Source organism: Streptomyces cyaneofuscatus, from assembly GCF_000718135.1.
Lineage (GTDB): Bacteria > Actinomycetota > Actinomycetes > Streptomycetales > Streptomycetaceae > Streptomyces > Streptomyces cyaneofuscatus.
In genome coordinates this window covers 71,116-85,012 of record NZ_JOEM01000011.1, presented here as the reverse complement: position 1 = coordinate 85,012, position 13,897 = coordinate 71,116, and the positions used below count along the sequence as shown (strand labels likewise).

The window sequence follows — 13,897 nt, the reverse complement described above, 5'->3', positions numbered from 1 at the left end:
CCCGGGCCACCCCCCCCACGGCCCCGGCGTCCACCATGCGGGCCCTCCCGTACCACCCACCGGTACGCGAGGGCCCGCATGCCTATCCTGGCGCCATGCTGACCATCACCCAGGTGCTCCACGACCAGATCGTCGCCCACTCCCGCGCCGACCACCCCGACGAGGCGTGCGGCGTGGTGGCGGGCCCGGCCGGGACGGGGCGCCCCGAGCGCTTCATCCCGATGCTCAACGCCGCCCGCTCGCCCACGTTCTACGAGTTCGACTCCGGCGACCTCCTCAAGCTCTACCGCGAGATGGACGACCGCGACGAGGAGCCCGTGGTCATCTACCACTCCCACACGGCGACCGAGGCCTACCCCTCCCGCACCGACGTGACGTACGCCAACGAGCCCGGCGCCCACTACGTCCTCGTCTCCACCGCCGACACCGACGGCGCCGGCCCCTTCCAGTTCCGCTCGTACCGCATCGTGGACGGCGAGATCACCGAGGAAGACGTGCAGGTCGTCGACGCGTACTGAGCGGTAGTGCGCCCTCCGGGGCCCCGCCGAACCGCCGCACGGGTCTGGCACACTGCACCCCAGACCCGACCACAAGGCAGCGGGAACCAGGAAGCCGGTGCGAATCCGGCACGGTCCCGCCACTGTGACCGGGCCCCTTCCCGTACGGACTCCGTACGCGGACGGCGGCCCGGAAGCCAGGAACTGGCCCGCTGCCTTCTCGCATCGACCAGGGGACGCGGAAATCCCCCGGAGAGGCCCCGCCATGTCCCGGCGCACCCCCGCGCTCATAGCCGCCGCCGTGCTGCTCCCGCTCGCCCTCACCGCCTGCTCCACCCCCGAGGGCGACGAGCCCACCGGGAACAAGGCCGCGGCGAAGAGCGACGGCTTCCCGTACACCGTCACCAACTGCGGTGTCACCACCACGTACAAGGCCCCGCCGAAGCGCGTGGTCACCATGAACCAGCACGTCACCGAGATCATGCTGGAGCTCGGCCTCACCAAGTCCCTGGTCGGCACCGCCTACCTCGACGACAAGGTCCTGCCGAAGTACGCGAAGGACTACGCCTCCGTCCCGGTCATCGCCAAGGAGTACCCCTCCTACGAGCAGGTCCTCGCCACCGACCCCGACTTCGTCTACGGCGGCTACAGCAGCGCCTTCACCGCCGGCGACGGCCGCGGCCGCGAGGCGTTCAAGAAGTCCGGCATCGAGACCCGGCTCAACACCGAGAGCTGCGCCAAGGCCGACACCCCGATGGAGACCCTCTACGAGGAGATCCGCGAGGTCGGGCGCACCTTCGGCGTCACCGACCGCGCCGAGACCTGGATCAAGCAGGCCGAGGCCGACAACGCGGCGACCGCCGAGAAGCTCAAGGACCTCAAGGCCCTCCCCGTCTTCGTCTACGACAGCGGCGACAAGACCGCCTTCACCGCGGGCGGCAAGGGCATCGGCAACGAGCTGATCACGCGCGCCGGCGGCACCAACATCTTCGCCGACCTCGACAAGTCCTTCGGGGACGCCTCCTGGGAGAACGTCGTCGCCCGCAAGCCCGAGGCGATCGTGATCTACGACTACGGCTCCACCACCGTCGCCCAGAAGAAGAAGCGCCTCCTCGACGACCCGGCCCTCGCCGACGTCCCCGCCATCAAGAACAAGCGCTTCGCGGTCATGCCGCTCTCCGACGCGGTCCTCGGCGTCCGTGTCCCCGCCGCCGTCGAGAAGCTCGCGGCCCAGCTCCACCCGGCGGCCACCACCTCGTGACCTGCCGCACCCCCGCACCGCGGCGGCTGCTCCGCTACACCCTGGTCGTCGGCGTCCTCGCCGCCCTCCTCGCAGCCGCCGTGGTCGCCGCCCTCGCCCTCGGCTCCGTCCGCATCCCGCCCGGCCAGGTCATCGACATCCTGACCGGCCGAGCGGACGCGAGCCCGTTCCGCACGATCGTCCTGGACGTCCGGCTGCCCCGGGTCCTGCTCGGCATCGTCGTCGGCGCCGGACTCGCCGTCATCGGCACGGTCCTCCAGGCACTCGTACGGAACCAGCTCGCCGACCCGTTCCTCCTAGGCGTCTCCGCCGGCGCCTCCACCGGTGCGGTCCTGGTGATCGTCCTCGGCATCGGCGCCACCCTCGCCACCACCGTCACGATCCCCGCCGCCGCCTTCGCCGGGGCGCTGCTCTCGCTGCTCCTCGTCTACACCCTGGCGCGCGGCGGGGGAGGCCTCACCACCAACCGGCTCGTCCTCGCCGGGGTCGCCGTCTCCTACATCCTCTCCGCCCTGACCAGCCTGATCCTGGTCACCTCCGCCCGCGCCGACCACCTCCAGGAAGTCCTCTACTGGACCCTCGGCGGCCTCGGCGCGGCCCGCTGGGACATGCTCGCGCTCCCCACGGTCACCCTGATCGCCGGCACCGCCGTACTCCTCACCCTGGCCCGCCCGCTCGACCTGCTCCTGGTGGGGGAGGAGGGCGCGACCGTCCTCGGCCTGGACACCGCCCGCTTCCGGGCCGCCGTCTTCGTCCTCGCCTCGCTGATGACCGGGGCGCTCGTCGCGTACAGCGGGGCGATCGGCTTCGTCGGCCTGATGGTCCCGCACATGGCCCGGATGGCGGTCGGCGCCTCGCACCGCGCGCTGCTCCCGGTGGTCGCGCTCGGCGGGGCGGTGTTCCTGGTCCTCGCCGACCTGGCCGCCCGCACGCTCGCGGCCCCGCAGGACATCCCGGTAGGAGTCCTCACCGCCCTGACCGGCGGCCCGTTCTTCCTGTGGATGCTGCGCCGCAGGCCGGAAGGAGCGCCGGCATGATCCCCGTACGTATGGCCGAGGGAGCCCGCCCGTGACCACCCTGCGCACCGAGGCACTCTCGTACGGAGTCGGCGAAGGCCACCACCTCGTGGACGCCGTCGACCTCACCGCCGCCGACGGCGAGACGGTCGGCCTGGTCGGCCCCAACGGCAGCGGCAAGACCACGCTCCTGCGCTGCGTCTACGGCACCCTGCGCCCCACCCACGGCCGCGTCCTCCTCGACGGCGACGACCTCGCCACCCTCCCGGTGAAGGCCCGCGCCCAGCGCATCGCCACCGTCCCGCAGGACGGCCACGCCGGGTTCGAGCTCACCGTCGGCCAGGTCGTCGCGATGGGCCGCGCCCCGCACAAGCGGTTCTGGGAGGCCGACAACGCCGCCGACACCGCCCTGGTCACCGAGGCCCTCGACCGGGTCGGGATCGCCGCACTCGAACCCCGTACGTTCGCCTCCCTCTCCGGCGGCGAACGCCAACGCGCCCTGGTCGCCCGCGCCCTGGTCCAGCAGCCCGCGCTCGTCGTCCTGGACGAGCCGACCAACCACCTGGACATCCGCTACCAGCTGGAGATCCTCTCCCTGGTCCGCGACCTGGGCACCACCAACCTCCTAGCCCTGCACGACCTCAACCTCGCCGCCTACTACTGCGACCGCCTGTACGTCCTCAAGGACGGCCGCGTCGTCGCCTCCGGCACCCCGGAGGAGGTCCTCACGGCGGACCTGCTCGGCGAGGTCTACGGCGTCGCGGCCGAGGTCAGCACCCACCCGAAGACGGGCGCACCGACGGTCATCTACCTGCCGGAAGGACCCGGCCGCCCCGCGTTGTCCACATAGTGGTCGCTCACCATCCATGATGTGGGATCACACTCGGGTTTCCGGACGGGGAATCGATACGATGCCCGCATGGTTCCCCATGACGTGAGCAACAGGACGCCGGGCACGCTGCTCGTCGCGAGGCTGCACGTCGACCTGTGCAGGCTCAAGAGCGCGATCTGTCCCCCGCCCGCAGCCTGCCCGTGAGCCGCACGGCCTGAGTCACGGCCCACGCGCCACCCACCTGCTCCACCCCCTGCGCGGGGGAAGAAACGCGCGCCCCACGCCACCACCTCCCCGCTTTCGACAGGAGCCCACGCCATGGCCATCGAGGTCCGCATCCCGACCATCCTCCGCACCTACACCGACGGCGCCAAGGCCGTCGAAGGCAACGGGGACACCCTCGCCGACCTCTTCGCCGACCTGGAGAGCCGCCACACCGGCATCCGTGAGCGACTCGTCGACGGCGCCAACGGCGACCAGCTCCGCCGCTTCGTGAACGTCTACCTCAACGACGAGGACGTCCGCTTCCTCGACGGCATCTCCACCAAGCTCAGCGACGGCGACAACGTCACCATCCTCCCGGCCGTCGCCGGCGGCATGCGCTGATGCGGTACGACTCCCCGCTGGCGGCCGTGGGGAACACCCCCCTCGTCCGCCTCCCGCGGCTGTCCCCGTCCGAGGACGTCCGCATCTGGGCCAAGCTGGAGGACCGCAACCCGACCGGCTCGATCAAGGACCGCCCCGCGCTCCACATGGTCGAACAGGCCGAGAAGGACGGCCGGCTCACCCCCGGCTGCACGATCCTGGAGCCCACCAGCGGCAACACCGGCATCTCGCTCGCCATGGCGGCCAAGCTCAAGGGCTACCGCATCGTCTGCGTCATGCCGGAGAACACCTCGCAGGAACGCCGCGACCTGCTCGCCATGTGGGGCGCCGAGATCATCTCCTCCCCGGCGGCGGGCGGCTCCAACACCGCCGTACGGGTGGCGAAGGAGCTGGCGGCGGAGCACCCGGACTGGGTGATGCTCTACCAGTACGGCAACCCGGACAACGCGGGCGCCCACTACGCCACCACAGGACCGGAGATCCTCACCGACCTCCCGTCGATCACGCACTTCGTGGCGGGCCTCGGCACCACCGGCACCCTCATGGGCGTCGGCCGCTACCTCCGCGAGAACCGCCCCGGCATCCAGATCGTCGCCGCCGAGCCGCGCTACGACGACCTGGTCTACGGCCTCCGCAACCTCGACGAGGGCTTCGTCCCCGAGCTCTACGACGCCTCGGTCCTCACCACCCGCTTCTCGGTCGGCTCCGCCGACGCGGTCACCCGCACCCGCGAACTCCTCCAGCAGGAGGGCATCTTCGCGGGCGTCTCCACCGGCGCCGCGCTCCACGCGGCGATCGGCGTGGGCAACAAGGCGGTCAAGGCGGGGGAGAGCGCGGACATCGTCTTCGTGGTGGCGGACGGCGGCTGGAAGTACCTGTCGACGGGCGTCTACACGGCGGAAACGACGGAAGCGGCGATCGAAACCTTGCAGGGCCAGCTCTGGGCGTAAGCCACAGTTCCAGCCTGTCCGGCGTTTGAGGACGTCTTTTCGGCCGTTCCGGGAAGCACCGACTCAGCCCGTCCGCACCATCCCAGCCCGTCCGGCGCTTGAGGACGTCTTTTCAGCCCCTCCGGCGTTTGAGGAGCGGGGTCCGGGGCGGAGCCCCGAAACCCGGCCCCGCCCTCACCCCGCCCCCAGCCCCCGCACCCGCTCCCACAGCTCGGGATCCACGGCCCCCACCCTCCGCCGGAACCCGGCCAACCGCACCTCCCGCAGCTCATCCGTCTCCAGGAAGCTCTGCCGCCCCCGCTGATCCCCCACCGTCCCCGCGGGCAGCGCGATCACCCCGGGCCGCTCCTCGTGATGCTTGCTGGTGATCTTGGCGACGATCACCGTGCGCCCCCGGCCCCGCCCCCGTACGGAAAGCACCAGGCACGGCCGGTCCTTGGACCCGGGCCCGTCCTCGTACGGCACATCGGCCCACCACACCTCACCCGCCCGCGGCGTACGCTCCTCCCCGCGCCCCGCCGGACCCGACGGCTTTCCCGAGGGCCGCGAAGGCCGCGAAGGCGGCCGGGCCGACCCCGCCGGCTGGCGCGGCCGCCGCGACCGGGGCCCCCGGTCCGAGCGCCCCCGCCCGTCCACCACCGCGGCGACGAGGGCCAGCAGAACCACGGCGACCAGCGCCACCCACCAGAACGTGTTCATCCCCCGACGGTACCGGCGGCCGGCGGGCACCCCTCCCGCACCCGGACGCCGCGCCCGGGCGCCACCGTGGGCGCGCTTCCATCGAACCGGTGACAGAGCAGGTGAGTTCCCCCACAACGGCAGGCGGCAGAGGAGCGACGCGGAGTTTTGCGCCTTACGCTCGACAAACCGCAAAACGTTCCGGCAGGAATTGCACGACCGCACCCGCAGGACCTCACCGGTACGGCCTCACCCGCACCACCCCACCCGCACGAACCCTCCCCGTCCCACGTCTCGGAGGTTCACGCTCCATGAAGCTCACCGTCGTCGGCTGCTCCGGCTCGTTCCCGTCCCCGGGTTCGGCATGCTCGAGCTACCTCGTAGAGGCCGACGGCTTCCGGCTGCTCCTCGACATGGGCAACGGCGCCCTCGGCGAGCTGCAGCGCCACGTCGGTCTCTACGACCTCGACGCGATCTTCCTCAGCCACCTCCACGCCGATCACTGCGCCGACATGTGCGCGTACTTCGTCGTGCGCTACTACCGCCACGACGGCGCCCGCCCGGTCCCTCTTCCGGTCTACGGCCCCGAGGGCACCGAGCAGCGCCTGACCGCCGCCCACGGCGACACCCCCTCCGACCGGGCGATGAGCGAGGTCTTCGACTTCCACACGCTCAAGGCGGACTCCTTCGAGATCGGTCCCTTCACCGTCGTGACGGAGAAGCTCCGCCACCCCGTCGACACCTTCGGCATCCGGGTCGAGCACGGTGGCTCCACCCTCGCCTACTCCGGCGACACCGGGACCTGCGACGCCCTGGAGGAGCTGGCCCGGGACGCGGACCTGTTCCTGTGCGAGGCGTCGTTCGTCGACGGCAAGGAAGACATCCCCGACCTGCACCTCAACGGCCGTGAGGCCGGCGAGGCCGCCGCCCGCGCGGGCGCCCGCCGACTCGTCCTCACCCACATCCCGCCGTGGACGGACGAGAACCGCAACCTCGCCGACGCGCGGGCGGTCTACCCGGGCCCGGTGGAACTGGCGGCGCCGGGAGCGGTGTACGAGTTCTGAGGACGACGAAGCCCCCGCCTTCCGAGAGGGAAGGCGGGGGCTTCGTGCGTACGGAGTACGGGTGCGGGCTGAGGGCTACTTCGCCTCGGCCTTCTGCAGCTCGGCGAGCTCCTCGTCCGACTCCCGGCCCGGGGTCGGGAGGTTGAACTTGGTGATCGCGAAGCGGAAGACCACGTAGTAGATCACCGCGAAGCAGAGGCCGACCAGGACCAGCAGCCAGGGCTTCGACGCGATGCCGAGGTTCAGCAGGAAGTCGACCAGACCGGCGGAGAAGCCGAAGCCGTCCTTCATGCCGAGCGCCCAGGTCAGGGCCATCGAGACACCGGTCAGCACCGCGTGGATCGCGTACAGCACCGGGGCGATGAACATGAACGTGAACTCGATCGGCTCGGTCACACCGGTGACGAACGAGGTCAGCGCGAGGGAGAACATCATGCCGCCGACGACCTTGCGGCGCTCGGGGCGGGCGCAGTGGACGATCGCGAGGCAGGCCGCCGGGAGGGCGAACATCATGATCGGGAAGAAGCCGGTCATGAACTGTCCGGCGTTCGGGTCACCGGCCAGGAAGCGGGCGATGTCACCGTGGGCGCCGTTGTACTCGCCCGCCTGGAACCACGGGAAGGAGTTCAGCAGGTGGTGCATGCCGACCGGGATCAGCGCACGGTTGGCGACACCGAAGATGCCCGCGCCGACCGCGCCCGAGCCGACGAGCCACTCACCGAAGTTGTGCAGACCGGCGCCGAGCACCGGCCAGATCAGACCGAAGACGATACCGATGAGCAGACCCGCGAAGGCGGAGAGGATCGGGACCAGACGGCGGCCGCTGAAGAAGCCGGCCCAGTCGGGCAGCTTCGTCCGGTAGAACTTCTGGTACAGCAGGGCCACGACTATGCCCATCACGACACCGCCGAGGACGCCGGCGTTGACGGGGGCGTCGCTCATCACGATCTTGCCGTCGGCGACGCTCGCGACCTGGGGCAGGTTGCTGTCCGTGAAGGTGGCGAGCACCTTCTGGAAGACGAGGTAACCGGTGACGGCGGCCAGCGCGGTCGAGCCGTCCGACTTCTTCGCGAAGCCGATCGCGATGCCGACGGCGAAGAGCAGCGGCATGTTGTCGAGGATCGCGCCGCCGCCCGCGGCCATGTAGCCGGCGAGCTTCGTGATGAAGGTCGGGAACGACTCGCGCCCCAGCATGTCGCCGTTGCCGAGGCGGACCAGGAGCGCGGCAGCCGGCAGCACGGCGACCGGCAGCATGAGGCTGCGGCCGATGCGCTGCATGACGGCCATCGCGCCGGCGCCCTTCTTCTTCTCGGCCGCGGGTGCGGTCTCAGCCGTGGTCATCAACTTCCTCCATGGGACACGGTGCCGCCCAGGTCGTTGATGCGGGGAGGCGGCGACTCGACAGACCCTGCGGCAGAGCGCCGTGGTCTGGACCACTCAGTGGTGTAGACCAGTTTTAGCACGGTGAGGGTTAGATAAGGAACCTGCAATTCCCTGCTGATTCGCGGTAGCAGACCCGGCACGTTGGGTGACATGGCGAAGGCCCCCGGACCGGGCGGTCCGAGGGCCTTGCGCGAGCGGGGCGAAGCCCCGCCGACCTGCTACTTCGTCAGGTCCTTCTCGATCTCCTTCTCGATCTCCTCCGGTTCACGCCCCGGTGTCTTGAGGTCGAACTTGGTGATCGCGAAGCGGAAGACGATGTAGTAGATCACGGCGAAGCACGCACCGATCGGGATGATCAGCCACGGTTTCGTATCCAGATGCCAGTTGACGACGTAGTCGATCAACCCGGCCGAGAAGCTGAACCCGGCATGCACCCCCAGCAGCCAGGTGATGCCCATCGAGGCCCCGGTGAGCACCGCGTGCACGCCGTACAGCAGCGGCGCGACGAACATGAACGAGAACTCGATCGGCTCGGTCACCCCGGTGACGAACGAGGTCAGCGCCACCGACACCATCAGACCGCCCACCTCCTTGCGGCGCTCGGGCCGCGCGGTGTGGGTGATGGCCAGGGCCGCGGCGGGCAGGCCGAACATCATGATCGGGAAGAAGCCCGAGGTGAACTGGCCGGCCGACGGGTCCTCGGCGAAGAACCGGGAGATGTCGCCCTGGACGGTAGCGCCGTCCGCCCCGGTGAACTCACCCGCCTGGAACCAGAAGAACGTGTTCAGGAACTGGTGCATGCCGATCGGGATCAGCAGCCGGTTCGCGAAGCCGAAGATCGCCGCGCCCCACGAGCCGAGGTCGATCAGCTGCTTGGAGAACCAGGTCAGCCCGTCACCCACCGGCTGCCACAGCAGCCCGAACACCACGCCCAGGATCACGCAGAGGAACGCCATCAGGATCGGCACCAGGCGTCGGCCGTTGAAGAAGCCGAGCCAGTCCACCAGCTTGGTGCGGTGGTAGCGCTGCCAGATGACGGCGGTCAGCAGGCCGATGAGGATGCCGCCGAGGACGCCGGGGTTCTGTGGTTCGCCGTCGGGCAGCTCGTCCGTGACCGTGCCGTCCATGGGGAAGGCGGTGAGGACGCCCTGGTAGACGAGGAAGCCGACCACGGCCGCGAGTGCGGTGGAGCCGTCCGCCTTCTTCGCGAAGCCGATGGCCACGCCGATGCAGAAGAGGAGCGGCAGGCCGACCTGGCCGTCGAGGATCGCGGTGCCGCCGTTGAGCAGGACCTTGGAGGTCTTGTCCCAGAAGGCGCCGTGCAGATAGGAGTCGAAGAGGTTCCCGAGGCTGACGAGCAGACCCGCCGCCGGGAGGACGGCCACCGGGAGCTGGAGGGAGCGGCCGACCTTCTGCAAGCCCTGGACCGGCCCGTTCCACCATTTTGGCTGCGGTGCCGCAGCGGCGCTCGAACTCATCGGCGTCCTTCCCGGAACAAGCCTCGTTTGGCGGTCGTTGGAAACTGGTGTAGACCAGTTGCGTCACGGTCCGGGCCCGCCCCGAAAGTCAGGGCACCGGTGATCGTTATCTTTGGTGATAGTCCGGTTACCCGCCCGCGAAGTTGGGCCAACCGTGCGTTACCGTGACGAAACGGACCCGCAGTGGGCGTCCCGTCTGCACGCGAAAACCAGGGAGAAGGACATGGCCACCAAGGCTGAGAAGATCGTCGCCGGGCTCGGCGGCATCGAGAACATCGACGAGATCGAAGGCTGCATCACCCGCCTCCGCACCGAGGTCCACAACGCCGACCTGGTCGACGAGGCCGCCCTGAAGGCCGCCGGCGCCCACGGCGTCGTCAAGATGGGCACCGCGATCCAGGTCGTCATCGGCACCGACGCCGACCCCATCGCCGCCGACATCGAAGACATGATGTGACCGGCTGACATCCCGCCGCCGCGCACCGCAGGCCCCACACCTCAACCGGTGCCGGGGCCTGCGTCGTACGAGAGCACGGTGCGAGGACGCCGGCGCCCGCAGCGTACGCACGCTCCCGGCCCCGCCCACGGCCCCTCCGCACCCGAACGGACCCACCCCCGCCACCCGATAAAGTCGGCCCCATGTCTCGCATCGACGGCCGCACCCCCGAACAGCTCCGCCCCGTCACCATCGAACGCGGCTGGAGCAAGCACGCCGAGGGCTCAGTCCTCATCTCCTTCGGCGACACCAAAGTCTTCTGCACCGCCTCCGTCACCGAAGGCGTCCCGCGCTGGCGCAAGGGCAGCGGAGAGGGCTGGGTCACCGCCGAGTACTCCATGCTGCCCCGCTCCACCAACACCCGCGGCGACCGCGAAGCCGTACGCGGCAAGATCGGCGGCCGCACCCACGAGATCAGCCGCCTGATCGGCCGCTCCCTCCGCGCCGTCATCGACTACAAGGCGCTCGGCGAGAACACCATCGTCCTGGACTGCGACGTCCTCCAGGCCGACGGCGGCACCCGTACGGCCGCCATCACCGGCGCGTACGTCGCCCTCGCCGACGCGGTCGCCTGGGCCCAGGGCAAGAAGATCGTCAAGGCCGGCCGCAAGCCGCTCACCGACACCGTCGCCGCCATCAGCGTCGGCATCGTCGACGGCACCCCGCTCCTCGACCTCTGCTACGAGGAGGACGTCCGCGCCGAGACCGACATGAACGTCGTCTGCACGGGCGACGGCCGCTTCGTCGAGGTCCAGGGCACCGCCGAGGGCGCCCCCTTCGACCGCAAGGAGCTCGGCGCGCTGCTCGACCTGGCCACCGCGGGCTGCGTGGACCTGGCCGCACTCCAGCGTGACGCACTCGCAACCACGCAGAACGCGTAGCGACTCACCTTCCCCGGGTAAAGAAGCAACCAAATACGCACGCCACAGCGTCGTTACGAGCACGGGCGCACGGGTCGAACCGTGCGCCCGTCCGCGTACCGATCCCCGGGGAGGGACCGCACCATGGCTTCGCGCCGCCACCAACGCCTCGCACTCGCCACCGCCGCCACCTTGCTGACGCTGACCACGGCCGTCGGCTGCGCCGGCCTCGACAAGGCCCTCGACTGCGTCCGCACCGCCGACGCCATCGCCACCAGCGTCAACAACCTCCAGCAGGCCGTCTCCAACGCCTCCGAGGACATCACCCAGGCCTCCGAGTCCCTGGACGAGATCGACCGCGAGCTCAAGAAGCTGGACGACACCACGGACAACGCGGACCTCTCCAAGGCGGTGGACGACCTCCAGGCGGGCGTCACCGAGGTGCGCGGGTCCATCGAGAGCGGCGACGCCACCCCGGACATCACCCCGGTGACGGAGGCGGCGAAGGAGATCGGCAAGGTCTGCTCGCCGTAGGAGCCGCCCGCCGCGGGAGGAGACAATGGGCGCATGACGCGCCTGATCCTCGCCACCCGCAACGCCGGGAAAATCACCGAACTGCACGCCATCCTCGCCGACGCGGGACTCGACCACGACCTCGTCGGCGCGGACGCGTACCCGGACATCCCCGACGTCAAGGAGACCGGCGTCACCTTCGCCGAGAACGCGCTCCTCAAGGCCCACGCCCTCGCCCAGGCCACCGGCCACCCGGCGATCGCCGACGACTCCGGCCTCTGCGTCGACGTCCTCGGCGGCGCCCCCGGCATCTTCTCGGCCCGCTGGTCCGGCACCCACGGCGACGACCAGGCCAACCTCGACCTGCTCCTGGCCCAACTCGGCGACATCGCCGACGCCCACCGCGGCGCGTACTTCGCCTGCGCCGCCGCGCTCGCCCTCCCCGACGGCACCGAACGCGTCGTCGGGGGCCGCCTGAACGGCACCCTGCGCCACGCCCCGTCCGGCACAGGAGGCTTCGGCTACGACCCGATCCTCCAGCCGGAGGGTGAGACCCGCACGTGCGCGGAGCTGACCCCGGCGGAGAAGAACGCGATCAGCCACCGGGGGAAGGCGTTCCGGGCGCTGGTGCCGGTGGTGCGGGAGCTGGTGGGGTGAAGCGTGGAGAAGGGGCCGTCCCGCTCGGGACGGCCCCTTCTCGTGGGCGTGCGCCCGGTCGGATTCGAACCGACAGACACGACCACCTAAAGATCGCCGCTCAAACCAGTTGGCGTGCGGGCGCAGAACGACGGTAAGTCTACTGCTTCCGCGAAGGGAGGCGGTGAATATAAGCGAGATCGTCAGGGCTTCGCGACGCTTCCACCTCTGCACCAGGTGCGGGTCACCGCGTGGCAGTTCGGGCACAGCAACCGAAGGTTCTCGGCGCGGTCGTCGCTCCAGTCGCCGTTGATGTGGTCGATCTCCAGAGTGATGGGCGATCCGCGCCAGACCGGCTTGGTTCCGCACTCGTCGCACTGCTCGGCCACGCCGATCTCGCGCAAGGCCCGGCGTAGCTGCACAGTCTTCGTGCGATGTCTGCCGCCGTGTCTCACCAGCACTTCTTCGGGGCGCTTGGCGGGGGCCGTCCCCGGCCTGCCACGCTGGTGCGCCTGGCCGAGGAAGTGCGAGGTCGAGAGGTCCTCCTCCGCGATCCACTGCCGCAACAGCTTTCGTTGGTGCCCGTTCGTGGGGCGCCCGAGTTTGCGGAGCAGCTCCGCGATGGAGCGTGCGGCTGCCACAGCCTCACGGAGTGTGGCCCGTGAGGGGCGTGAAGCAGCGGTGTGCGAACCGCAGTGCCTGAAGTGGGAGACATCGATGCCGAAGTGGGCGAACCGCCTCAGTAGGTGGCGGTGGAGTTGGGCGTAGGGACGAGTACCCAGGAACGTGATGACCTCGTCGATGTCCGAGCAACGCTCTGCGGCCTCGACCAGCCGTTCGCGGGTGTACTGCTGCCTCTCGTTCACCGGCTGCCGCCATACCCGCCACGGCGGCGCTTGGCCCGGCCTCGGTAGGTGTCGGTCGCCGAGTGACAGTTGGGGCAGAGGAGCCGCAAATTCTCCAGACGGTTGTCGCTCCACCTGCCGTTGATGTGGTCCACCTCCAACGGCAGAGGCCGCCCACGCCAGAGCGGTTCCGTTCCGCAGAGGGCACAGCGTTCCGCCACCCCGAGCGCGGCCATGGCGGGCTTGAGGCGGGAGCTGGGGATGCGGCGAGGGTGCGGTGAGCGGTCGTCCACCAGTAGGTCCTCAGGCGAAAGGCGACGCTTCTTCGTCCCGGCACGCGACGGCTGCGCGAAGTGTGAGGTGTCGATGCCGTACGCCTTGATGCGTCTGCTGATGTTGCTGTGGTGGCCCCCCACGGCCTCCAGGCCCAGGCGTCGCAGCACCTCATAGACGCTCGTCGACACAGCGACCACGGGCTCAAGGACCTCTTTCGTCCAGCGAGCACCCTCGCGCTCGAAGTGCTTCGTGGCTATGCCCATCTTCTTCATGCGTTCATGGACGTACCGCCGCGTCGGACTCTTCGGATCCACCCCGAGCTTCGTCAACGCCTCCGAAAGCGTCCGCGACGACGAGGCCGCCTCCGCCAGCCGCTCGCGCGTGTACGGGCTGTTCCCCATGCCCCTGCCCCCTCCGATTCCGGCCGCACGTTCGTGGCCTCGTACGGAGTAACGAACCGTTTATCGGATGGTTACGTCCGGAATCCGGAGGGGGTCACTCAAGGG

17 protein-coding genes, 1 tRNA gene and 1 riboswitch are annotated in these 13,897 nt (G+C 70.1%); of the genes, 12 read left to right on the top strand and 6 right to left on the bottom strand.

Annotated elements, in window-relative coordinates; translation table 11 throughout:
* Window positions 1-95 precede the first annotated feature (95 nt).
* The 7 genes from IF17_RS0119680 (at window position 96) to IF17_RS0119655 (ending at window position 5,162) form a co-directional block, all read left to right on the top strand.
* Window positions 96-518 carry a M67 family metallopeptidase gene (locus IF17_RS0119680; RefSeq protein ID WP_030567736.1) on the top strand — a complete coding sequence of 141 codons (423 nt, stop codon included), beginning with the start codon at window positions 96-98 and terminating at the stop codon, window positions 516-518.
* A 28-nt stretch (window positions 519-546) separates the two neighbouring features.
* Window positions 547-724, top strand: a riboswitch (cobalamin riboswitch).
* A gap of 38 nt (window positions 725-762) precedes the next feature.
* On the top strand, window positions 763-1,758 hold the full coding sequence (locus IF17_RS0119675) for an ABC transporter substrate-binding protein (RefSeq protein ID WP_030567734.1): 996 nt from the start codon (window positions 763-765) through the stop codon (window positions 1,756-1,758).
* A complete protein-coding gene (locus IF17_RS0119670; RefSeq protein WP_030567732.1) occupies window positions 1,755-2,795 on the top strand; it encodes a FecCD family ABC transporter permease in 1,041 nt (346 codons plus the stop codon). The genes IF17_RS0119675 and IF17_RS0119670 overlap by 4 nt, the downstream gene beginning before the upstream one ends.
* Window positions 2,796-2,826: 31 nt before the next feature.
* Window positions 2,827-3,624, top strand: coding sequence for an ABC transporter ATP-binding protein (locus IF17_RS0119665; RefSeq protein WP_030567731.1), 798 nt, complete (start codon window positions 2,827-2,829; stop codon window positions 3,622-3,624).
* Between the two features lie 69 nt (window positions 3,625-3,693).
* Window positions 3,694-3,810, top strand: a complete 117-nt coding sequence (locus IF17_RS1000000140255; RefSeq protein ID WP_309544402.1) for a putative leader peptide — start codon at window positions 3,694-3,696, stop codon at window positions 3,808-3,810.
* A gap of 114 nt (window positions 3,811-3,924) precedes the next feature.
* On the top strand, window positions 3,925-4,212 hold the full coding sequence (locus IF17_RS0119660; protein WP_030567729.1) for a MoaD/ThiS family protein: 288 nt from the start codon (window positions 3,925-3,927) through the stop codon (window positions 4,210-4,212).
* On the top strand, window positions 4,212-5,162 hold the full coding sequence (locus IF17_RS0119655; protein WP_030567727.1) for a PLP-dependent cysteine synthase family protein: 951 nt from the start codon (window positions 4,212-4,214) through the stop codon (window positions 5,160-5,162). Before IF17_RS0119660 ends, IF17_RS0119655 begins: the two co-directional genes overlap by 1 nt.
* Window positions 5,163-5,336: 174 nt before the next feature.
* Here IF17_RS0119655 and IF17_RS0119650 read toward each other — a convergent pair whose 3' ends face one another.
* Entirely contained in the window at window positions 5,337-5,861 is a 525-nt protein-coding gene (locus IF17_RS0119650; protein WP_030567725.1) for a type II toxin-antitoxin system PemK/MazF family toxin, read from the bottom strand.
* Between the two features lie 290 nt (window positions 5,862-6,151).
* Here IF17_RS0119650 and IF17_RS0119645 point away from each other — a divergent pair, with 290 nt between their 5' ends.
* Window positions 6,152-6,904 carry an MBL fold metallo-hydrolase gene (locus IF17_RS0119645; protein ID WP_030567723.1) on the top strand — a complete coding sequence of 251 codons (753 nt, stop codon included), beginning with the start codon at window positions 6,152-6,154 and terminating at the stop codon, window positions 6,902-6,904.
* 75 nt (window positions 6,905-6,979) lie between these two features.
* On the opposite strand, the gene IF17_RS0119640 is transcribed toward IF17_RS0119645, so the two are convergent.
* Together IF17_RS0119640 and IF17_RS0119635 are read right to left on the bottom strand one after the other, a co-directional pair.
* The gene (locus IF17_RS0119640; RefSeq protein ID WP_018512384.1) at window positions 6,980-8,245 is read right to left on the bottom strand and encodes a PTS transporter subunit EIIC; all 1,266 of its coding nucleotides are present in this window, start codon (window positions 8,243-8,245) and stop codon (window positions 6,980-6,982) included.
* A 260-nt stretch (window positions 8,246-8,505) separates the two neighbouring features.
* A complete protein-coding gene (locus IF17_RS0119635; protein ID WP_030567721.1) occupies window positions 8,506-9,765 on the bottom strand; it encodes a PTS transporter subunit EIIC in 1,260 nt (419 codons plus the stop codon).
* A gap of 196 nt (window positions 9,766-9,961) precedes the next feature.
* On the opposite strand from IF17_RS0119635, the gene IF17_RS0119630 reads away from it, so the two are divergent.
* The 4 genes from IF17_RS0119630 (at window position 9,962) to rdgB (ending at window position 12,291) form a co-directional block, all read left to right on the top strand.
* On the top strand, window positions 9,962-10,222 hold the full coding sequence (locus IF17_RS0119630; protein ID WP_256859097.1) for a PTS sugar transporter subunit IIB: 261 nt from the start codon (window positions 9,962-9,964) through the stop codon (window positions 10,220-10,222).
* A gap of 182 nt (window positions 10,223-10,404) precedes the next feature.
* Entirely contained in the window at window positions 10,405-11,142 is a 738-nt protein-coding gene (gene rph, locus IF17_RS0119625) for a ribonuclease PH (RefSeq protein WP_003968867.1), read from the top strand.
* Window positions 11,143-11,265: 123 nt separating this feature from the next.
* A complete protein-coding gene (locus tag IF17_RS0119620) occupies window positions 11,266-11,655 on the top strand; it encodes a hypothetical protein (protein ID WP_030567717.1) in 390 nt (129 codons plus the stop codon).
* Window positions 11,656-11,688: 33 nt separating this feature from the next.
* Window positions 11,689-12,291: an RdgB/HAM1 family non-canonical purine NTP pyrophosphatase gene (rdgB, locus tag IF17_RS0119615; RefSeq protein ID WP_030567715.1), complete on the top strand. Its 603-nt coding sequence runs from the start codon at window positions 11,689-11,691 to the stop codon at window positions 12,289-12,291.
* Window positions 12,292-12,340: 49 nt separating this feature from the next.
* Here the strand turns inward: rdgB and IF17_RS0119610 are convergent.
* The 3 genes from IF17_RS0119610 to IF17_RS0119600 all read right to left on the bottom strand — a co-directional run bounded on the left by IF17_RS0119610 (window position 12,341) and on the right by IF17_RS0119600 (window position 13,792).
* Window positions 12,341-12,415 (bottom strand) — tRNA-Leu (locus tag IF17_RS0119610).
* 58 nt (window positions 12,416-12,473) lie between these two features.
* Window positions 12,474-13,136, bottom strand: coding sequence for an HNH endonuclease signature motif containing protein (locus IF17_RS0119605; protein ID WP_030567713.1), 663 nt, complete (start codon window positions 13,134-13,136; stop codon window positions 12,474-12,476).
* The gene (locus IF17_RS0119600) at window positions 13,133-13,792 is read right to left on the bottom strand and encodes an HNH endonuclease (protein ID WP_030567711.1); all 660 of its coding nucleotides are present in this window, start codon (window positions 13,790-13,792) and stop codon (window positions 13,133-13,135) included. The genes IF17_RS0119605 and IF17_RS0119600 overlap by 4 nt, the downstream gene beginning before the upstream one ends.
* Between the last annotated feature and the right edge of the window lie 105 nt (window positions 13,793-13,897).

Bases quoted from the DNA above. Each gene is read 5' to 3' on its own strand.
- IF17_RS0119660 (WP_030567729.1), top strand. From the start codon at position 3,925: ATGGCCATCGAGGTCCGCATCCCGACCATCCTCCGCACCTACACCGAC.
- IF17_RS0119675 (WP_030567734.1), top strand. From the start codon at position 763: ATGTCCCGGCGCACCCCCGCGCTCATAGCCGCCGCCGTGCTGCTCCCG.
- IF17_RS0119635 (WP_030567721.1), bottom strand. From the start codon at position 9,765: ATGAGTTCGAGCGCCGCTGCGGCACCGCAGCCAAAATGGTGGAACGGG.
- rdgB (WP_030567715.1), top strand. From the start codon at position 11,689: ATGACGCGCCTGATCCTCGCCACCCGCAACGCCGGGAAAATCACCGAA.
- rph (WP_003968867.1), top strand. From the start codon at position 10,405: ATGTCTCGCATCGACGGCCGCACCCCCGAACAGCTCCGCCCCGTCACC.
- IF17_RS0119645 (WP_030567723.1), top strand. From the start codon at position 6,152: ATGAAGCTCACCGTCGTCGGCTGCTCCGGCTCGTTCCCGTCCCCGGGT.
- IF17_RS0119680 (WP_030567736.1), top strand. From the start codon at position 96: ATGCTGACCATCACCCAGGTGCTCCACGACCAGATCGTCGCCCACTCC.
- IF17_RS0119655 (WP_030567727.1), top strand. From the start codon at position 4,212: ATGCGGTACGACTCCCCGCTGGCGGCCGTGGGGAACACCCCCCTCGTC.
- IF17_RS0119650 (WP_030567725.1), bottom strand. From the start codon at position 5,861: ATGAACACGTTCTGGTGGGTGGCGCTGGTCGCCGTGGTTCTGCTGGCC.
- IF17_RS0119640 (WP_018512384.1), bottom strand. From the start codon at position 8,245: ATGACCACGGCTGAGACCGCACCCGCGGCCGAGAAGAAGAAGGGCGCC.
- IF17_RS1000000140255 (WP_309544402.1), top strand. From the start codon at position 3,694: ATGGTTCCCCATGACGTGAGCAACAGGACGCCGGGCACGCTGCTCGTC.
- IF17_RS0119620 (WP_030567717.1), top strand. From the start codon at position 11,266: ATGGCTTCGCGCCGCCACCAACGCCTCGCACTCGCCACCGCCGCCACC.
- IF17_RS0119600 (WP_030567711.1), bottom strand. From the start codon at position 13,792: ATGGGGAACAGCCCGTACACGCGCGAGCGGCTGGCGGAGGCGGCCTCG.